The organism is Paenibacillus aestuarii (genome assembly GCF_027789125.1).
Lineage (GTDB): Bacteria > Bacillota > Bacilli > Paenibacillales > NBRC-103111 > Paenibacillus_E > Paenibacillus_E aestuarii.
On sequence record NZ_JAQFVF010000089.1, the window covers coordinates 99,210 to 119,644 of the forward strand.

Below are 20,435 nucleotides of genomic sequence, written 5' to 3' on the forward strand. Positions count from 1 at the left end.
TTGACAAAAGGGCTGGAAGTTGCTCCCTCCCGTGACTGCTGAACAAAATCGATGTCGACTGGAGAAAAAAAAATTTTGCATAAAAAAAGAGAGGTTCTCCCCTCTTTTACACCATTTTATTAAACTCCTTGCGCAGCCTTTTGATGATGCGCTTTTCCAATCTGGAGATGTAGGACTGCGAGATGCCCAACAGATCAGCGACATCTTTTTGCGTCTTCTCTTCGCCGTCCTGCAGACCGAAGCGAAGCTCCATAATGATGCGTTCACGATCCGTCAGCTTATCCAGCGCTTTATGCAGCAGCTTGCGGTCCACTTGTTCCTCAATATTCCGGTAAATCGTATCATTCTCCGTTCCGAGCACATCGGACAGGAGCAGCTCATTGCCGTCCCAGTCAATATTCAGCGGCTCATCGAAGGAGACTTCCGTCCTGATCTTACTATTCCGTCGCAAATACATGAGAATCTCGTTCTCAATGCATCGGGAGGCGTAGGTGGCCAGCTTGATTTTTTTCTCCGGGTCAAACGTGTTTACCGCTTTAATTAAGCCGATAGCGCCGATCGAGACCAAATCCTCAATATTAATGCCAGTATTCTCGAATTTCCTAGCTATATAGACAACCAACCGCAGATTGCGCTCTATCAGCATAGCGCGGATCGCCGCATCACCGGAAGGTAACTTTTCCAGTAAATATTCTTCTTCTTCTCTCGTTAAAGGCGGCGGGAGCGCTTCGCTTCCACCGATATAGTAGATTTCCTCGCCTTTGAGCCCGAAAAACATCAAGATGCGGTAATAAGTAAGTTGCAACAGCAATTTCCACTTCAAGAGCATGAGCGTTCCTCCTAAGAGCTTTTCGTCGAAAAGCTTATGTCGTAAGCGTTGCCGAGCTTTCTGCATGGAAAGCTGCTTGATTCATCTGTTCCTTCGTTCAACCAACTGCAATCAGGGTCGGATGGATAATCGCTTGGTACGTGCCGTCGCTGCAAAGCTTTCCTCCATCAAGTCCAATGAGCACTTTCGTCACTTCGATCTGTCTGTCATTGTGATGAATCACCACCTTATCCGGTTTGATGGCGAGCATAAACTGCGTATTACGGTTCACCCCCCGGTAGGGTACAAGTCGCAACCGATCCTGCCAGGCAAAGTCATCTGAGCCCATGCCGCTAATAATTTGATCCACGTCCGCTGAACGAATCTTTTGAAGCCATGCATCGGGAAGCACTTCCCTCCACTCTGACACCTCCATCACCATGACCGGTGTTCTCGTCAACGGATCATAGAGCTGATTCCCGGTATCGATGAGCCCCTTGCAGGTGGCTGTAAATTGTTCGATCTGGATCGTGACTTCCGCGACGAAAGATGTCAGCTGTTCGCGCTGCTTGGCGCCAAGGAACACCGTCCGCAGCCACCAGATGAGCGGAAACAACAGCACAAGCACGTACACGATACCGACTTGAATCTTATAAACCGGAGCTCCCGACTGCGTAAAGACTATGCCTTGCATGACCGCGGAAGATGAAGCCAATACATAATGGATGCCAAACATGCCACCGGCAACAGCAAAATTAACAAGAAGAAACGCGCCGAGCGTTCTTAAAAAATTTTGTAAACTGCCGAAACCAAAAGCTGTCATAATCATGCCAATGCAAAATATACATTTCACAGAAAATGTAAATAACAGTGCAGGCACGGGAAGGAACATCATGACGACATAAGTTGCGCCTAAACATGCGGCTAGAGCGATTCGCCACCATTTGAACGACAGCTTACGCGTTTTGGCCGTCACGATCAGCATGGCCGCGTCCATCAGAAAATTGATCAGGAAAATGAGATCTGCATAGACGACCACAATTCCTCCACCTCTAATCTCTTTGGTTCAAGATCAGTATATAAGAATGATATTTCAAAGTCTGTCTAAACTTGCTAGGGCTTTGGATCTTTTTTTGTCAGTTGGCGCGGGACCGCTCTACGCCTCGATGGGTGTGGTTCTTGCCGGAGAGGTGACGAAGAGGAAAGATAAGTAAGCAGAAAAAAAGAAGCCTCTATTCCAAAGAGGCTTCTTGGCATTTGTATTTATTTGTCGTTATTCCGTCCGCGGTTACGCAGGAATGTCGGAATATCCAATTGATCGCTTGATGTCTGGCTGCCAAAAGGGCGCAAATTGTTCAAACGGTTGTCAGCAACAGGTTCTTGCTGTTGCGGCTGCCCAGGAGCAGCTGGACGTTTGACCTGCTGTGGAATCGGCTGGGATCTGTGTTCGAATCCTGTCGCGATCACCGTGACGAGAATCTCATCTTTCAATCTGTCATCGATGACGGCACCGAAGATCATGTTGACTTCGATGTCGGAAGCAGAGGCTACGATGTCCGCCGCTTCATTGACTTCGTACAAGCTCAGGTTCATACCGCCAGTGATATTCATCAGCACGCCGCGCGCGCCTTCGATCGAAGTTTCCAGCAATGGGCTGGAAATCGCTTTTTTCGCAGCTTCGGCCGCACGGTTCTCACCTGTGGCAACGCCGATCCCCATCAGGGCTGAGCCGCGTTCTGTCATAATGGTCTTCACATCGGCGAAGTCCAAGTTAATCAGACCCGGAACCGCAATCAAGTCGGAGATCCCCTGTACACCTTGACGCAGAACGTTATCCGCTTCACGGAACGCTTCGAGCATCGGCGTCTTCTTGTCGACGATCTCGAGGAGACGGTCGTTAGGGATGATGATCAACGTATCTACTTTCTCTTTCAATGCGGCAATCCCTTGCTCCGCTTGAAGGGAACGCTTACGTCCTTCGAATGTAAACGGGCGTGTAACCACACCTACTGTCAAAGCGCCTACTTCTTTGGCGATCTCCGCGATAACAGGCGCTGCGCCGGTTCCGGTGCCGCCTCCCATACCCGCTGTGACGAAGACCATGTCAGCGCCGCGCAGCGTGTTCAGAATCAATTCTCTGGATTCTTCCGCCGCTTTCTTACCAACCTCCGGGTTCGCACCCGCGCCAAGACCGCGCGTAAGCTTGTCCCCGATTTGCAGTTTGTGTTCCGACTTTGCCAGGTGCAGGGCTTGAGCATCCGTATTCACCGTAATGAACTCGACACCTTTAACACCGTTCTCGATCATTCGGTTTACCGCATTACTGCCGCCGCCACCAACACCGATGACTTTTATTTGAGCCAATTGGTCCATATCCAAATCAAATTCAAACATACGAGCCATATCCCCCTAACTATTCGTTCACATACAAATTATTCTTGTTCATCATCGCCGATCCTTTGCGTCGGTTTATATGAATTCACTAAAGAAGCTCTTTACCCGTTCCATCAATCCGGGTTTACTTATGTCGGAGGATTTCTTACTACTTGGAGCCTTCACTACGTTTTTCTTGGCGAACCCGCCGTTGGTTGTGCGGTTTCTCATATACTTATATACGAATTGGATAATGCCTACACCACTCGTGTAAGAGGGATCACGCACGCCGATGTAATCAGGTACCGCGATGCGCACGGAAGTCGCAAGCTCCTCCTGTGCGACGGCAAGAACGCCTGGCATACTAACCGTACCACCTGTAAGCACGTATCCGCCGGCTAAATGGTCATAACCGAGACGATGCACTTCAGCGAGGATCAACTGAAAAATTTCGCCCACTCGCGGTTCGATGATATTGGCGAGATCGACTTGCGAAAATTCTTTTTCCACGTTGCTTCCCATTCTCGTTACTTTAAACACTTGGTCATTCGCAGAGTCGTTCAACGAAGCACAGCCGTACTTCAATTTAATCTTCTCAGCAATGTCAAATTGCGTGCGCAACCCGATCGCGATATCGTTGGTTACGTATTCGCCGCCGATGGGAATCGTCGACGTCGCGGCGAGATTGCCTTGATCGAAAATGGCAATTGTGGTAGCTCCGGCACCTACATCCACGAGCACCGTACCCACGGACTTCTCATCTTTGGAGAGTGCAAGCTGACCTGATGCCAGTGACATCAGGATAAGACCGGCAACCTTCAGTTCGGATTTTTCCACAACCCGGATTAAATTATGTATTCCTGTTTTCGCGCCGGTAATGATCGTTGCTTCCACTTCCAAGCGGACGCCGATCATCCCGCGAGGATCGTTAATACCTTCTTGTCCATCAACTAAATATTGCTTTGGAACGACTCCAATGATTTCACGCTCTGGAGGTAGGGCAATGACTCTCGCTGCCTGAATGACTCGGTCGATATCCTCTTCTCCGATTTCTCGATCCTCATTTGATACCGCAACAACACCGTGACTGGATTGAAGCGCGATATGATTCCCGGAAATACCTACATAAACCTCGGAAATTTGAATGCCCACCATTCGCTCAGCATGATCTACCGCACTGCGGATCGAATTTACCGTTTGATCAATGTCGACGATGGCTCCTTTGCGAATACCTTCTGACTCGGCAGATCCCACACCTATTATATTAATGGATCCGTTGACAACTTCTCCAATAATAGCACGAACCTTGGATGTACCGATGTCCAAACTAACAATGATATCATTGTTGCTCAAGCCCCTGGCACCTCCTGTAACTTGGTAAAAAAGATAATTGCTCGCAAATTCCTATGTACTTATTCAACACAACAGCCATATTCCCTCTTTTTTCTACAAAATTTTGCCTAATTGAGAGCGGGTTTTCACAATTGCACTTTTGATTGCTGGTAGTGGTTACATTATTAGAGAATATATGGAAATAGGGTACTGATTTACTATATTCCTATTTGACCATAAAACTAATTTTAACATTATTTCAAGCGATTGAGTAGTCCATTCCTCGTTTTTTTGTCAATGTGCCTTCGCTTATTCCTTCGCCGTCTGTTTGGTTGATGACTTCGGCGTTGACGTTGGCTTTCCGGACGGCTTGCCTGCATCCTTATTCGGCGTAGGTGATGGAGCGCTGCCTTTTGCACTTTGGCTATTGGCATCATTCTTCGCATCAGCGTTTGGTTCAAACGGAGCATGGTTGTCCACTTCCAGCATTTTGATGACGCCGTTGTTAATGTGATCCTCCTGCAGACTGGCAATATAAGCAGGCAAATTATCAATTTTATCGGGTAAATACGCGATTGTCGTATAGACCTCAAATTGCGAGCGGGTATATAGCTTAATCTTGTCCGGATAAGATTCAGACGGGTCCGGCTTAATCTCGGATATATCTGCAAGGCTGCTGGCCGGAATCTCGCCGAGCGCTTGGCAAAGTGCTAGCTTATTCGGATCCGAATCTGCCCAGCCGGATAGAATCGGTTTATCGAGCGGCACATTGTTCGCCGTCATTTTTACTACAGCGCCGTCCGCCAGTACAGCCTCTTGCGAGCCGTCCGCCCCCATCTGAAACGCCACCTTAGGGTGCTCTTGAATGGTAATATGAATAACCCCTGGAAAGCGCTTCGTGACTTGCACTGCCTTCACGATAGGAAGAGCGGCCAGGCGGCTCTCCACGGCGGCGGAGCTTATCATAAAGAAGCGGTCCCCGGGCGCAACCTGAGCAGCTTGTCCAATCGTCTCCGAGGCTAGCATTTCATTGCCTACGACTTCGATCTTGCTTACACGGCTGAGCGGGGATTGAAAGAATAGAATGACAAGAACGGTTATGAAAAAGAAAAATAAGAAAGCAAGCAACTTCCGGTTGGTACGCGCGCGTGGCTTGGGATTCGGCAGGGCGGGTACTTTGCGGTCTTCTGACAAAATAGGCACCACCTATGCGTTATACTTGTGTGTTCACTACATGAATAAAAAAAAACAAACCATGCACATCATACTGCAATATTGTACTTATGTTTGACTCGTGATGAATCTATCAAAAGTACTATCATGGAGCAATCCGCCATTAAACTGAAAACCGTATATCCCCTCCTGCGGACAGGAAGGGATCACGAAAAAATGATTCACTCACTTGGAACAGGTGATTGACGGTGGACAGAGGCTCCCAAACGGGAAAGCATAAGTTCAATTCTATCATAGCCTCTATCAATATGATGAATCTGTTCAACGATCGTCGTGCCATGCGCAGCCAGACCGGCGATGACAAGCGCAGCTCCAGCGCGCAAATCGGTAGCCTCCACGGTTGCCCCATACAATCTCGGCACCCCGCGAATGAAAGCTGAGCTTAAATCAACGCGGATATCGGCACCCATGCGGGACAATTCATCGACATGTTTGAATCTGCCTTCGAAGATCGTTTCTTTCATTACGCTTAGTCCGTCTGCAAGAGACAGCAGCACCATCACCTGGGATTGCAGATCCGTCGGAAACGCCGGATGTGGCGAGGTGACGATACGCTCCACGGCTTTCGGTCTTGTCGGGCAGCTTACATGTATTATATCACCGCTAGCAGTGATTTGAACACCTATGCGCTTCAAGACATGAATGACCGAAGTCAGATGGGCGGGATTGACATTCTCCAGCGTAATGTTGCCTCTAGTCGCCGCTGCCGCCACCATAAAGGTACCGGCCACAATGCGATCCGGAATGATGCGGTACGCGCACGGTGTCAAGGTTTGAACACCATGGATGGTGATCGTATCCGTGCCTGCGCCGATAATATCGGCGCCCATGGCATTCAGAAAGTTTTGCAGATCCTGAATTTCAGGCTCACGGGCGGCATTATAAATCGTAGTAATACCTGAAGCTTTGACGGCAGCCATCATAATGTTTTCTGTAGCTCCGACACTTGGAAAATCGAGAATGATCTCGCATCCTTGCAAGGATTCAGCGGTGCAGACGATTTTATTCGTCGATTCTTCAATCTGTGCGCCAAGCGCCTGCAGGCCTTTCAGATGAAGATCGATTTTGCGTTCACCGATCGCGCAGCCGCCCGGTTGATACACCGTGACGCTGCCGAATCGGGCGAGCAACGGACCCATAAGGAAGATGGAGGAACGCATCTGCCCCATCAACTCTTCAGGGATATGAGAGGAATGAGCTGTGGATGTTGTTACGGTTGCGGTATCGCCTTGTTGCTCTGCCCAGCATCCCAATGAGCGGAGAATCCGCAGCATGGTGTCGATATCGAGCAGATTGGGGACATTGTGCAAAGTGTGAGTGCCGTCTGCCAAAAGACAGGCTGCTAAGATTGGTAATGCGGCGTTTTTAGCGCCGTGTATCTGGATGGCTCCCGAGAGAGGTCTTCCACCTTCGATAACGAGCTTCTCCAAAATTCCACCTCCGATTTACATCTCACCCAGCACCAGTACCTCAGGCTTAAGCGCAATGCCGTGCTTATCAAGCACGATTTGCTGCACCTCTTGGATTAGAGTGAGAACGTCCACGGCTGTAGCATTCCCAGTGTTAACAATGAAATTGGCGTGCAGCGGGGAGACTTCTGCTCCACCGACTCGTTTGCCTTTCAGACCGGATTCTTCGATAAGCTTCGCCGCAAAATTCCCCGTCGGGTTGCGGAATACGCTGCCGGCACATGCCAATTGCAGAGGCTGTGTACGAAGACGGCGATCGCGATAAGCTGCCATCGCGCCGGCGATTTCCTTACGGTCTCCGACCTGCAGTTCAAATATCGCCTCTGTGACGATGCCAGGCAACGTATGCAGAATCGAATGACGATAAGCATACTGTAAATCTTCCGCCTGCATGGTGACCAATTCCCCTGTGTCCAGGATGACTTCAGCCTGCTTGAGTATGCGTGACACATCGGACCCATGAGCCCCTGCATTCATGTAGACGGCGCCCCCCACTGTACCGGGAATTCCAGAAGCAAACTCGAGTCCGGTCAATCCTTCTTTGGCTGCTAGTACGGACAACTTAATGAACGAATAGGAACCGCCTGCATATACGGTCGCGCCTTCGAAGCGCAGCGTTTCTAATGCACTGCCCAGCTTGATGACGACGCCTCTTATGCCTTTATCGCTGATGAGCAAGTTGGAACCTCGGCCGATAATCGTCCATGGCACCCCCCGCTCATGCAGCATTTGAATGACAGCCACGACCTGCTCTTTGGTGTGCGGAATGATCAGAATGTCGGCAGGACCGCCGATTTTCCACGTCGTGTACGGAGCTAATCGCTCATTCGTTCGGATGTCTCCTATATTTGCTGCCTGTAAGTCGGATAATAACTGTTGCATGGGAAAACCTCCTTCACAGAACTTCGGGTGGAATGACAAATCGCGATGATCGCTGTCTCTTTTGTCCGTCCATCTATACGAGCTGGTCGAATTCGGCCGGGATTCGATAGCCAGGCGCCGTATATCGCCCTTAGGTGTCTGTCACGGTTATAGTGTAGTTTATGTAAAATCGGAAAGAGTGTGACAATCGCCCATCGCTTTCAGATGGGTCATTTCGTTTGGCTATACGTTTCTATTAACTTGATAATGGCGGAAACCGCATTCGTTTCGTTTCTGGAAGCCATCGCTTGCTTATAGGTCTCGCGGTTCGCATTCAGTGCTTCCAGACGCCCTATGAGGACGTCAGAGGTGAGTTCTTCCACCGGCAGCACATCCGCGTAGCCGGCTTTCTGGAACGATTTGGCGTTCAATATTTGGTCGCCACGGCTTGCTTGCAAAGATAGCGGAATGAGCAGCATCGGCTTCTCCAAGGCGAGAAACTCATAGATGGAGGTTGCGCCGGCACGGGAAATGACCAGATCAGCCATCGCCAACATATCGGGAAGCTCATCAGCAATATACTCAAATTGCTTGTAGCCCCGCTTGTTCAGCAGCTCTTGGTCAATATTCCCTTTTCCGCAGATGTGAATAATTTGAAACTGGTTCAACAAGCGGCCCAACTGTTCCCGAACGGCTTGGTTAATCACTTGTGAGCCCAAGCTCCCGCCCATGACCATCACGACCGGCTTTTGCGAATGAAAATCACAAATTTGATAGCCTTTCATCGCCTTGCCGCTAAATATCCCTTCACGGATCGGCAGGCCGGTCAGCACCGCTTTATCTTCCTGCACATGGCGCAAAGACTCCGGGAACGTCACGCAAACTTTCGTAGCCATCGGAATGGAGATTTTGTTAGCCAGTCCTGGCGTCATATCGGATTCATGGATGATAACGGGAATGTGGTTCAACCGGCTGCCGAGGACGACCGGGACGGAAACGAACCCGCCTTTCGAAAATACGATGGCGGGCTTCAGTCGGCGAAGCAATCTATAGGACTCGTAAACGCCTTTCAAAACTTTAAAGGGATCTTTGAAATTTTTGAGATCGAAGTATCTGCGCAGTTTTCCGGAAGAAATGGGATAAAATGGAACACCTTCGCGCTCAATGATATCTTTCTCAATGCCGGTGGCGGATCCGATGTAGCGAATATCCCAGCCTTGCTGCCGAAGCTTGTTCATCAACGCAATGTTGGGCGTAACGTGTCCAGCGGAGCCTCCTCCGGTAAAAACGATGGTTTTCATGCATGTCACCTCGAATAACGGGATATGTTGAGCAGGATGCCAATAGCTGTCAGCATCAAGGTCAAGGATGAACCCCCTGCACTAATTAGCGGTAATGTGATGCCTGTTACCGGGAACATCCCGATGACGACGCCGATATTAATGATGACCTGAACGGCAATCATGCCGATAATGCCCACGGCGATGAGACTCGCAAACGTATCCGGCGCTGTGATCGCCGTTCGCATACCGCGCCAGACCAAGATCGAGAAAAGCAGCAGAACCAGTGTGCCTCCGATAAAGCCTAACTCCTCGGCAATGATCGAAAAGATGAAGTCCGTTTGCGGCTCTGGCAAATAGCTGTACTTTTGCCGGCTCATCCCCAAGCCCAGCCCGACGAGTCCTCCGGGGCCGATGGCATACAGCGACTGAATCGCCTGATAGCCAGCGCCGAGCGGATCTTGCCACGGGTCCAGGAACGCTGTAATTCGCTTGAGCCGATACGGGGCGGCAATGATCAAGCCGACAAAGCCGGCGATCCCGACCATGCCCAGATACGAGAGATGGAGCAAGCGCGCGCCGGACGTGTATATGATGAGCAGCGACGCCCCGACGAGCACGGCGCCGGTCCCCAGATCCGGCTGCAGCATAATGAGCCCGAAAGCAAGGCCCATAAGGCCAAGCGGAGGCAGCAGCCCTTTGGTGAATTGGGTAATCTTGGACTGCTGCTCAGAGAGCAGTTTGGCCAGAAACAGGATCATGCCCATCTTCATAAACTCAGACGGCTGAATCCCGAAAGCGCCGATGCCCAGCCAGCTTCGCGCCCCTCCGCGCACGACGCCGATGCCAGGAATCAGCACGATGACGAGCAGGAAGAAACAAAGAATGAGAGCAAATTTGGCATACTTTTTCCAGAGAATGTAATCGACATTCATCGTAAAAAACATCGCGACAACGCCTAAAGCCGCAAATAACAGCTGCCGCTTCAAATAATAAAACGAGTCGCCGAAATCATGAAATGCAAGCACCGCACTGGCACTGTACACCATAATAACGCCAATTGTCAAAAGCAGCAAAGTCGGAACAATGATCCAAATGTCCGGAGCGGACCGTGCTTTACCCATAACCGACACCTCTTAGCCGTGTGTTGTGGGCTTATCCAAGAAGTGGGATAGGCCCTACTTAAAGGTTATGCACGGACTGCTTAAACATGCGTCCCCTGTCCTCATAGGATGGGAACATATCCCAACTCGCGCAAGCCGGGGAAAGAAGCACGATATCTCCGGCTTCACTCATCTTCCAGGCCAGCTCGACCGCTTGTGAGACTGCGTCCGCTGCATCTTTAGCAGTATCGACGGTTTCACGGCGGCTAATCCCTGCCAGCTCGGCAATGCGGTTGATTTTTTCCCGTGTTTCTCCGAGCGTCACAACGCCTTTGATGCGCTCGCGGAAAGTCGAAAGCAGCTCCATGTAATCGGAGCCCCGATCCAAGCCGCCGGCAATGAGCACGACACGCTGCTCAAAAGCTTCAATCGACTTGATCGATGCCGCAGGATTCGTTGCTTTGGAATTATTATAAAAGGTGACGCCACCTAGCTCTCTGACGAACTCCAGACGATGTTCCACGCCCTGGAACGTCTTGAGCACATCGGCAATCTTCATTGGCGTAACACCGGCAGTAAGAGCCGCTGCAGAAGCTGCGAGCGCATTTTCCACATTAAAGCTGCCAGGGATGCCCATCTCTTTTGCTGGGAGGATCGAGTGGACAGCGCCTTGCCCATCCGCATAGACGATCGTGTCCGTCCTTGACTCCAAGTAAACGCCAAACGGCAATGCCTCTTTCATCGAGAAAGGCATGACTTTGGCTCGCAAACTCGGAATGATCGACCGGCACACCGCGTCATCCCAGTTCAAGATAGCTGTATCTTCTTCGGTTTGATTAGCAAACAGCTTCGCTTTGGAAGCGATATAATCTTCCATGGTACCATGGTAGTCAAGATGCGTTTCGTACAAATTCAGCAGCAATGCGATCCGCGGACGGAACGCTGTCGTTCCTTTCAACTGGAAGCTGCTCAGCTCGACAACCATCCAGTTCTCTTCGGTGACTTCAGGTGCGGCTTCCGTCAGCGCACGGCCGATATTGCCTGCGACCACCGGAGCAAGACCGCCGGCATCCAGCATTAAACCGATCAACGTTGTGGTTGTTGTTTTCCCATTGGAACCTGTGATGCCGATGATCGGCGCTTTACAGAACTGATAAGCGACTTCAACTTCCGTGACGACCTCGATGCCCAGCGCCTCGGCATGACGGATCGGCTCACCGGAATAAGGGATCCCCGGGTTCTTCACGACGAGCGCGACGCCTTCATGGACGATGGACTCCGGATGATAGCCGCAAACAACAGAAATACCCAGAGCCTCCAACTCGTCGGCTTCAGGGCATGCACTGCGCTCTTTCTTGTCGTTGACGGTGACGATCGCTCCTTTTTGATGAAAAAGCTTAGCCGCAGCAACGCCGCTGCGAGCCAAGCCCAAAATTACGACTTCAAGTCCACGATATTCACGCGGATGCTTCATCCTCTACAACACCTCATTCATATATAATCCGATGACGGCAAGCACCAGGCCAACTGCCCAGAACGTAATTACGACGCGCCATTCCGACCATCCAACCAGTTCAAAGTGATGATGGATCGGGCTCATTTTGAAGACGCGCTTGCCTCGGGTTTTAAACGATACTACCTGAATGACAACGGACAAAATTTCGACCAGGAACACACCGCCGATGATCGCCAGCAGCAGCTCGGCTTTGGTCAAGATGGCCACAGCGACAAGACCGCCGCCAATTCCCAGGGAACCGGTGTCCCCCATGAACACTTTGGCCGGGTGCGCGTTAAACACCAGGAAGCCGAGCACAGCTCCCACCATAGCCGCCGAGAATACAGCAGCTTCCGGCTGCGTACTGTTCATCGCGATCACGGTGTAGGCGCCGAACGCAATCGCACTCGTTCCCGCTAACAGACCATCCAGTCCGTCGGTAAAATTAACCGCATTGGAAGCACCGAGCATCAACACGGCCATTAGCGGGAAATACAGCCAGCCGGGGTTGAAGTGGAAGTCAACAAAAGGAATGTATAAGTCCGTGCTATGACCTTCTCGAATCAACAAGTAGCAAACAATCGCTGAAATCAACAGCTGGCCGAATAACTTTTGCTTGGCCGTGAGTCCTAATGAGCGTTTGAAAATGATTTTAATATAATCATCAAGGAAGCCAACTAGTCCATAACCTAAGGAGGCAATCAATAGAATTAAGAGATCTGTCGTTTTGTCGGCAAAACGCAGTGTAGCGAGCGCCAGCGCCAGCAGGATAATCGTGCCGCCCATGGTAGGCGTCCCCTGCTTCTTCAAATGTCCTTGCGGACCATCAGTCCGGATTTGCTGACCGAATTTCATGCGGCGCAAAATTGGAATGAAGAGCGGTCCCATAATTAGCGCAAGCACAAAGGCTACACCCATCGTTAATAATATGACGTTTTCCACTGTATTTCCTCCTGTCGCTCCCTCATAACAAGGAAGCGATTCGCTAAAATTAGTTTATGGCTTGCAGGATCTTAAATAGACTGCTGCATAGCGCTTGCAGTTCTATGCAAGCAAGGCGTGTACGACCTGCTCCAGACGCATGCCGCGCGAGCCTTTGACGAGCACAAGATCGTCCTTGCCCGCGAGCTCCGCCAGCGCCTCGGCGAGCTGCATCTTGTCGTCGAAGGCGCGCACATGCTCCGCCTGCGCGAACGATTTGGCCGCTTCCTCCGCGATGAAGCGCCCGAGCTTGCCGAACGTGAAGACGTAGTCCACACGTTCACAGGACAGCATCGCGCCGATCTCGCGATGGTACTGCTCTTCGTGCTCGCCCAGCTCCAGCATATCGCCGAGCACGACGAACTTGCGACCGTAGCCTTGCAGCTGCTCGGTCAACTGAATGGCCGCCCGCATCGAAGCCGGGCTGGCATTATACGCATCGTTGAGCACCGTCAGCCCCGAGGCTGCCGTCAACTTCTCGATGCGCATGCTTGTCATCTGCAGCGAGCAAAGCCCCGCTGCAATGTCAGCCGGCGATACGCCGAAGGCTTCGCCGATCGCGATGGCGGCAAGCGCATTGATGACGTTGTGCGTGCCGAGCAAAGGAATGTATAATTCCGGGTATTCCGGTGAATTTATAGAGAAATAAGCCCCGTCCGCATCCATGCGAATCCCGGTCGGGTGAATGTCATTGCCAGCGCCGCTGCCGAAGCGAATCCGGCGCAACCCCTCCGGCAGGCTCCGCTCGCTGATCGCCTGCTCAATCAACGGTTCGTCACCATTATAGACGAACAGCCCCCCGCTCGGCATGCCGCTCAAGATCTCGGCCTTCGCCCGAGCGATCTCTTCGCGCGAGCCGAGCTGCAGCATATGCGATTCGCCGATCATCGTAATGATCGCTGTCTCCGGCTCCGCCAGCTCGGATAGCAATTCAATCTCGCCGCGTCCGCTCATGCCCATCTCGACGACGGCAAATTGCGTCGTCTCGGTCAATTGCAGCAGCGTGAGCGGCAAGCCGATATGATTGTTCAAGTTGCCTTTGGTTTTATGAACTTGGTACGTGCTGCCGAGCACAGAAGCGACCAAATCCTTGGTCGTAGTCTTGCCGTTGCTGCCGGTAATCCCGACGATCCGCACGGGCAGCTGCTTCCGGTAAGCTTTAGCCAGCTGCTGCAGCGCCACCAGCGTATCCTTCACATAAACGACCGGCATGCCTTCCGGCGGATTCGGCTTGTCATCTTGCCAAAGCGCAGCCGCCGCACCTTTGCTGTACGCTTCCGCCGCATAGGCATGGCCGTCGAAGTGCTCGCCAATCAGCGGCACGAATAGACTGCCGCCAGGTATCGTCCGCGTATCCGTCGATACGCCCGTTATTTGCACATCCGCTGCTTCGCTCGAAGAAGCAACCAATGTCGCTTCGCCGCCGAGCATCGTTGTAATTTCCTTTAATGTTCGTGTAATCATCCGATTCTTCCCCTTATCGCAGCTTTCGCCACTAACCGATCATCAAAATCATGCTTGACCCCCATGATATCCTGATAGGTTTCGTGACCTTTCCCCGCAATCAATACTACATCTTTGGGGCCCGCTCCTTCAATAGCCTTTTGAATGGCGAGCCTTCGATCTGCGATGAGTTCATACTTATCGCTTGGGAACCCGGCTCCCACGATACCGGGAACGATATCTTCAAGAATCGCTTCGGGCTTCTCCGTCCGCGGGTTATCGGATGTCACATACAGATAATCGCTGTATTTAGCTGTGACTTCGCCCATCAGCGGCCGCTTTCTCCGGTCCCGATCGCCTCCGCAGCCGAAGACGGTGTAGACGTTGCCTTCCGCGAACTCGCGAATCGTCGACAGCGCATTGTCCAAGCCATCCGGCGTATGCGCGTAGTCCACCAAGACGAGGAAGTCCTGTCCTTCGCTCACGACCTCCATGCGCCCATCCACAACCGCCACTCTTTCTAAACTATTCCGGATTTGTTCCAGCGGAACCCCTTCCGCCAAAGTTGAGGCAATTGCCCCAAGCGCGTTATACACGTTGAACTTTCCGACCAGTTTCATACGGAAAAGAGCTTCCCCCGCAAAGGAAACGAGGCGAAACTCCGTACCTTGAGCCGTTATTCGAATATCCGTCGCGCGCACATCGCACTCGGAGTCAATTCCATAGGTGATGACCTGCGCAGCAGTCAGCTTGCTGTACGCCTCGGAAGCCGGATCGTCAGCGTTCAGGACCGCGTACTGGCGCTCCGCATCGACCGCCGAGAAACCGTTGCCTAGACGGGAAAATAGCAAACCTTTGGCCGCCTGATAGGCATCCATCGTCTTATGATAATCGAGATGATCCTGTGTTAAGTTGGTAAAAATACCCGTACGAAATTGAACGCCTTTGACCCTGCCCATGTCCAAACCGTGCGAAGAAACTTCCATAATGCAATAGTCGGTCTGCACATCTGCCATTTTCCGGAAAATACGCTGCAGTTCCAGCGCTTCCTGCGTATTCGTGACTTTGTTTTCCTCATAGTCCGAACCGATTTTGATATGAATATTGCCCATCAAACCTGTCTTAAAGCCTTGATCGCTCAAAATTCGCTCAATTAAGTATGTCGTTGTCGTTTTACCATTCGTCCCTGTAACCCCGATCACTTTCATTTCCTTGCTGGCATAGCCATAAAAATGAGCGGAGAGCGCAGCCATCGCGTATCTGGCATCCTTGACCACCAATTGCGGTACGGACACGTCAAGGACGCGCTCCGTTACTAAGGCGGCAGCCCCTAACTCAATTGCTCTAGGGGCGTAATCGTGACCATCTACCGTCAACCCAGGCACGCACAAAAACAAATCTCCCGGCTTTACCTTACGGGAATCCGCTTCAATGCCTGTAATTTCGGTATTCACTTCACCGTGTATATGGGTAATGAGCAAAGCAGAAGCAAGCTCGTTCAACTTCATGGTTAACCCTCTTCCTTTAACAATTTCAATGAAAATCTGGCTTCAGGCGCATCAAAGCGTAACCTTCCGAGGCTTCCAATTCACCTTATCTATTATGTACAATTTTATGCATATGGAAAAGCAAAACATGTTTCCAATCAGCAATTTTTTTGAAAAATTACTGAGGAGGCTCGCTATTCGATAAGAAAATCCGGATCGTCGAGCCTTGATCAACCCGGGTTCCCGGTTTCGGTGCCTGACTGATAACATACTTGCCGCTGCCGGACTTCGCCAAACGGAAATTCATGTTCAGATCTTCTAATATATCATCAACCGAAGCTCCAACCAAGTTCGGCACTTCCACGATCGGCGTTTCACCATAGCGGTAATCTTTATTCAGCTGCTGTTTGTTCGGTTCAACCTTCATATATCGCAAAGCGTCAGCCATAATGTTCTTAACCAGCGGAGCGGCAATGAGCCCTCCGAATTGAATGCCTTGCGGATCATCGACAGCTGCATAGACGACAACTTTCGGGTTATCCGCAGGGGCAAAACCGATAAAGGATACGATGTGCTCATCCGGTGAATAGCGCCCATTAATTACTTTCTGCGCTGTTCCCGTCTTGCCTCCTACGCGATAGCCGTCGATAAATGCATTGCGCCCCGTTCCTTTGGCCACAACGCTTTCCAGCGTTTCGCGCACCTGCTGAGAAGTGTTCTCCGATATGACATTTCTCACCAATTCCGGCTCAACCACGTTCACGACCTCGCCGGATTCCGGATTCGTGAAAGATTTGGCGACGTGCGGCTTAAACAGCTTGCCGCCGTTGATTGCAGCCGATACGGCTGTTATTTGTTGAATCGGCGTTACGGAAACGCCTTGGCCGAACGCGGTCGTAGCCAGCTCGACAGGCCCTACTTGCGACGGTTTGAACATAATCCCGTTCTCTTCGCCGCCGAGGTCGATGCCGGTCTTTTTCCCGAAACCAAATCGGGAAATATAATCAAACAGCTTCTCTTTGCCAAGCCGCTGTCCCATGACCACGAAACCGGGGTTGCAAGAGTTTTCCACGACTTGCAGCATCGTTTCGCTGCCATGTCCGCCCCGCTTCCAGCAGCGGAGTCTTGCACCGCCAACTTCAATGAAGCCGGGGTCAAAAAACTGCTCGTTCTTTAAATCAACCTTTTTCTCCTCTAATGCGGCTGCCAGGGTAATAATCTTGAACGTGGAACCCGGCTCGTACGTTTTCCAGATCGGCAAGTTGCGATTGTACGTCTCTGCCGAGTAATTGTTATAATTGCCCGGCTCATAAGTAGGCCTGCTGCCCATCGCCAGAATCTCGCCGTTGTTCGGGTCCATCATAATCGCCAATACGTTCTGCGCTTGTGTCTGGACCATCGTTTGATCCAGCTCGCGCTCCAAGACAGATTGCAGATGACTGTCGATGGTCAACTGCAGGTTCAGACCATCTTTGGGCTTCACGTACTCGTCTGTGGTCCCCTTCAACGTTCTGCCCGCCGCATCCGCCATATAGGAAATGCTGCCTGGCACGCCACGCAAATATTTGTCATATTTGGCTTCCACACCTGTCAAGCCTTCATTGTAGGCGCTGGTAAAACCCAGCACGTGTGCGGCAAGCGTATCGAACGGATAGAAACGCTTATTGTCCTCCGTTACGACAATGCCTGGAAGTTTCAGATTGCGAATCTCCTGGGCTTTTTCCACCGTAATTTTACGGCCTGACGGTTTAATATAGTTTTTCGACGTTTTTTTCGTCATCTGCTTATAAATTTCGTCTTCGTTTCCCTGCAGCACTTCAGCCAGCTTAGCAGCTGTCGCCCGGGCGTCCTCCAATTGCACAGGGATGGCCATGACCGAAGGTGTGCTGACGTTATAAGTAAGCGGGACGCCGTTGCGATCCTGAATCTCGCCCCGTTTGGGTGCAAACGGCAAATCGCGACGCCAGCTGTCTTCGGCTTTATTCGCCAGCTCCTGTCCAATCCACAGTTGGACATAAGCCAGGCGCAGGATGAGCGCAGTAAATATAACAGTGCCTATAATGAGCGCAGTAAATAATCTTCGACGAACGGTAACGTTAGATGCACGCATGGACGTTCGCTCCCCCTTCCTATCCAGTCAAGATCGTTCATATCATGACTATTCGGGACAAACAGGGGTTAGAACAAGCTCTCTCCGACTCGTACTATGGCGTCTTATCGTTCGTCGTACGCTCTTTATTGCCGGACGATGGTGACGGTGTTGGCGCTATGTTTGAAGACGGCGTCGGCGTAGGTGTTGGCGATGGTGACGACGCAGCTTCTGATGTTGAAGTCGTTGATGAAGACGCTGATGATGAAGATGCAGCAGACGGCGACGCGGAAGATGAAGTTTTTCCGCTTAATGGCTTCAGCTCCAGTGTTGCTGTTCGGCTGTCAGCATCTGCCGTCTGCGAGGTGACGTAGCCTTCGCCATTGGTTTGGCAGTTCACCTTGAGGAAGGAACAAACCTCCATCGCATCGCGCAGCGAGGTGCCGGTTAAAGTCGGCAGCAGCATCTCTTCTATCGGCTGCATGGCTACATAAATTCGTTGCGTCCCCAATATTTCTGTACCGGCTTTCGGAAATTGGTCAACTACCTTTGATCCTTTACCGAAAAATTCCAAATTCAAGCCATTTTCTTTTGCCTTTTCCTTCGCAGCATCTGTTGTTGCATCGCTAAAGTCTGGAACTTTCAGCTTGTTGGTTTGAACAGGCTCAAGCTTCATTTGTTTACTGGAAGCGACGCCCATATAATGCAACGATTCTGTGACAATGTCTTTGAAAGCAGGGGCCAGCACTTGCCCCCCTAAGTGATAATTGCCTCCGAGATCCGGCTGATCGGCGATCAAAGTAACCAGAATGCGCGGGTCTTCAACCGGCGCATAGCCGATGAAGGAGATTACCCATGTATTGGGGGAATACGTCTTCTCGCCAGGCAATACGATGTTCGCCGTACCGGTTTTACCTGCGACGCGGTAGCCGTCGATGTAAGCGAGCTTGCCCGTACCGATTTCTTGGTCAGATACGACCTGCTCCAAGTAGTTGCTGACTTGGCTTGCCGTCTGTTCGCTGACGATTTGACGCACCTCTTGCGGTGCAAAATGCTTAGTCTCGCCGGTCTTCGGATCGATAATGTCTTTCACCACATGCGGCCACATCAACTTGCCGCCATTAGCCATAGCGGCATATGCTGCCGTTTGCTGAATGGCCGTCACAACAACTTTCCCTTGACCGTAAGTCGCCGTGGCATACTCGGACGGATATTTCATATCAATGAGGCCCGAAACTTCACCGGCCAAATCGATATTCGTCTTTTGATCAAAACCGAATTGACGGATGTAATTCTCAAGCTTGGTCGTGCCCAGCTTCTCATACCCGAGTTTCACGAACGCGACGTTACTGGAGCGCTTCAGTCCGTCCAGGTAGGAGATTTTCCCCCAGCCTACACGGTTATGGTCATGAAGCTCACGGTCCTGAACGCGGATCATCCCGGATTGGTACATCTCGTTCGGGTTAAACAGACCTTCCTGCACCGTGCCGGCCAACGTGACGATCTTGAACGTGGAACCTGGCTCATAGCGGGAGGCTATGGCATTATTTTTGAAATCGCTCTGGTCTTGAATCATCCAGTACTTGTTCGGATTGAACGTCGGGAGATTGGCCATGCCCAGCACTTCCATCGTTTTCGGATCGACAGCGATCGCGGTCAAGCTTTTGGGGTGCCACTGCTCGTTCACTTTGGCCAGCGCGCTTTCCATATAGAATTGAATGTTCTTATCAATGGTCAGTCTGACATTTTTGCCATCGGCCGCAGGCTTGAATTGGATTTTGGAGTCCGGCAGCTCTACGCCTTTGCCGTCAGTTTCGTAGTTCATCATCCCGGGAACGCCTTTCAGCACATCATCCATACTCAGCTCCAAGCCAAGAGAAGGAACCCCCTCTTTATTCATGTAGCCGAGCACTTGGGAAGCTAGCGATTCACCGGGATAATAGCGTTTCTTGTCCTCCAGCATATTGACGCCGATGTCTGTTTTTTCTTTCTTTTTCAGCTTCACACGCAAATTTTTGACAAGCTCCGTGACGGCATCCGCCTTATCCTTCTCTATTTTCCACCCTTCGTTGTGAATCTCAACGTTCAATGCGAAGTCCGTGCCGTCCGGCTTTTTCTTCGTCGCCTTGTCACGGATTTTGTTGACCAGCTCCGCTTTTGCAGCGTCCGAATCCTTCAATATCTCAGCCAAACCCTGGGCAACATCTTCCGCAATTCCGTACTCATTGATCAACTTGGGATTCAATACGAGGGTATACGAAGTTGCATCCACAGCCAGCACCTTATCATTGCGATCCAGAATAGATCCGCGGACAGGCTGCAGCACTTTATCGGTCTCCCATATCTTTTGCGCTTGTCCTACCAACCATGAAGCTTCTACCACTTGAATCCAATAGACTTTCGTGATGAGGACAACAAAAAGAAGGGTAAATACCCCTCCGATAATTAACGAACGAATTTTAATTTTTTTCGTCATATGGA

Annotated in this window: 15 protein-coding genes; all 15 read right to left on the reverse strand. The window is 51.1% G+C overall.

The window, feature by feature from the left end; all coding sequences use genetic code 11:
* Positions 1–106: 106 nt before the first annotated feature.
* Positions 107–829, reverse strand: a complete 723-nt coding sequence (sigE, locus tag O9139_RS30315) for an RNA polymerase sporulation sigma factor SigE (RefSeq protein ID WP_270885473.1) — start codon at positions 827–829, stop codon at positions 107–109.
* A gap of 97 nt (positions 830–926) precedes the next feature.
* Positions 927–1,847 carry a sigma-E processing peptidase SpoIIGA gene (gene spoIIGA / locus O9139_RS30320; RefSeq protein ID WP_270885474.1) on the reverse strand — a complete coding sequence of 307 codons (921 nt, stop codon included), beginning with the start codon at positions 1,845–1,847 and terminating at the stop codon, positions 927–929.
* Positions 1,848–2,071: 224 nt separating this feature from the next.
* On the reverse strand, positions 2,072–3,202 hold the full coding sequence (gene ftsZ / locus O9139_RS30325; RefSeq protein WP_270885475.1) for a cell division protein FtsZ: 1,131 nt from the start codon (positions 3,200–3,202) through the stop codon (positions 2,072–2,074).
* Between the two features lie 75 nt (positions 3,203–3,277).
* Complete coding sequence (ftsA, locus tag O9139_RS30330) at positions 3,278–4,534, reverse strand: cell division protein FtsA (protein ID WP_270885476.1); 1,257 nt, start codon at positions 4,532–4,534, stop codon at positions 3,278–3,280.
* Positions 4,535–4,822: 288 nt separating this feature from the next.
* Positions 4,823–5,707 (reverse strand): cell division protein FtsQ/DivIB, encoded by an 885-nt coding sequence (locus O9139_RS30335; RefSeq protein ID WP_270885477.1) that lies wholly within the window; start codon positions 5,705–5,707, stop codon positions 4,823–4,825.
* A 200-nt stretch (positions 5,708–5,907) separates the two neighbouring features.
* On the reverse strand, positions 5,908–7,176 hold the full coding sequence (gene murA, locus O9139_RS30340; protein WP_270885478.1) for a UDP-N-acetylglucosamine 1-carboxyvinyltransferase: 1,269 nt from the start codon (positions 7,174–7,176) through the stop codon (positions 5,908–5,910).
* A 15-nt stretch (positions 7,177–7,191) separates the two neighbouring features.
* Entirely contained in the window at positions 7,192–8,097 is a 906-nt protein-coding gene (murB, locus tag O9139_RS30345; protein ID WP_270885479.1) for a UDP-N-acetylmuramate dehydrogenase, read from the reverse strand.
* A gap of 209 nt (positions 8,098–8,306) precedes the next feature.
* Positions 8,307–9,377, reverse strand: a complete 1,071-nt coding sequence (locus tag O9139_RS30350; RefSeq protein ID WP_270885480.1) for an undecaprenyldiphospho-muramoylpentapeptide beta-N-acetylglucosaminyltransferase — start codon at positions 9,375–9,377, stop codon at positions 8,307–8,309.
* A 5-nt stretch (positions 9,378–9,382) separates the two neighbouring features.
* Positions 9,383–10,480 (reverse strand): stage V sporulation protein E, encoded by a 1,098-nt coding sequence (spoVE, locus tag O9139_RS30355; RefSeq protein ID WP_270885481.1) that lies wholly within the window; start codon positions 10,478–10,480, stop codon positions 9,383–9,385.
* Between the two features lie 58 nt (positions 10,481–10,538).
* Positions 10,539–11,933 carry a UDP-N-acetylmuramoyl-L-alanine--D-glutamate ligase gene (gene murD / locus O9139_RS30360; RefSeq protein WP_270885482.1) on the reverse strand — a complete coding sequence of 465 codons (1,395 nt, stop codon included), beginning with the start codon at positions 11,931–11,933 and terminating at the stop codon, positions 10,539–10,541.
* A gap of 3 nt (positions 11,934–11,936) precedes the next feature.
* Positions 11,937–12,872, reverse strand: a complete 936-nt coding sequence (gene mraY / locus O9139_RS30365; RefSeq protein WP_270885702.1) for a phospho-N-acetylmuramoyl-pentapeptide-transferase — start codon at positions 12,870–12,872, stop codon at positions 11,937–11,939.
* Between the two features lie 126 nt (positions 12,873–12,998).
* Positions 12,999–14,399, reverse strand: a complete 1,401-nt coding sequence (locus O9139_RS30370; protein ID WP_270885483.1) for a UDP-N-acetylmuramoyl-tripeptide--D-alanyl-D-alanine ligase — start codon at positions 14,397–14,399, stop codon at positions 12,999–13,001.
* A complete protein-coding gene (locus O9139_RS30375; protein ID WP_270885484.1) occupies positions 14,396–15,886 on the reverse strand; it encodes a UDP-N-acetylmuramoyl-L-alanyl-D-glutamate--2,6-diaminopimelate ligase in 1,491 nt (496 codons plus the stop codon). The genes O9139_RS30370 and O9139_RS30375 overlap by 4 nt, the downstream gene beginning before the upstream one ends.
* A 157-nt stretch (positions 15,887–16,043) precedes the next feature.
* Positions 16,044–17,975, reverse strand: coding sequence for a stage V sporulation protein D (locus tag O9139_RS30380; RefSeq protein WP_270885485.1), 1,932 nt, complete (start codon positions 17,973–17,975; stop codon positions 16,044–16,046).
* A 94-nt stretch (positions 17,976–18,069) separates the two neighbouring features.
* Positions 18,070–20,430 carry a penicillin-binding transpeptidase domain-containing protein gene (locus tag O9139_RS30385; protein WP_270885486.1) on the reverse strand — a complete coding sequence of 787 codons (2,361 nt, stop codon included), beginning with the start codon at positions 20,428–20,430 and terminating at the stop codon, positions 18,070–18,072.
* Between the last annotated feature and the right edge of the window lie 5 nt (positions 20,431–20,435).

Coding starts and splice junctions, on each gene's coding strand:
- O9139_RS30385 (WP_270885486.1), bottom strand. CDS start 20,430: ATGACGAAAAAAATTAAAATTCGTTCGTTAATTATCGGAGGGGTATTT.
- murD (WP_270885482.1), bottom strand. CDS start 11,933: ATGAAGCATCCGCGTGAATATCGTGGACTTGAAGTCGTAATTTTGGGC.
- sigE (WP_270885473.1), bottom strand. CDS start 829: ATGCTCTTGAAGTGGAAATTGCTGTTGCAACTTACTTATTACCGCATC.
- mraY (WP_270885702.1), bottom strand. CDS start 12,872: ATGGGTGTAGCCTTTGTGCTTGCGCTAATTATGGGACCGCTCTTCATT.
- murB (WP_270885479.1), bottom strand. CDS start 8,097: ATGCAACAGTTATTATCCGACTTACAGGCAGCAAATATAGGAGACATC.
- spoVE (WP_270885481.1), bottom strand. CDS start 10,480: ATGGGTAAAGCACGGTCCGCTCCGGACATTTGGATCATTGTTCCGACT.
- O9139_RS30380 (WP_270885485.1), bottom strand. CDS start 17,975: ATGCGTGCATCTAACGTTACCGTTCGTCGAAGATTATTTACTGCGCTC.
- ftsZ (WP_270885475.1), bottom strand. CDS start 3,202: ATGTTTGAATTTGATTTGGATATGGACCAATTGGCTCAAATAAAAGTC.
- O9139_RS30350 (WP_270885480.1), bottom strand. CDS start 9,377: ATGAAAACCATCGTTTTTACCGGAGGAGGCTCCGCTGGACACGTTACG.
- O9139_RS30375 (WP_270885484.1), bottom strand. CDS start 15,886: ATGAAGTTGAACGAGCTTGCTTCTGCTTTGCTCATTACCCATATACAC.
- O9139_RS30370 (WP_270885483.1), bottom strand. CDS start 14,399: ATGATTACACGAACATTAAAGGAAATTACAACGATGCTCGGCGGCGAA.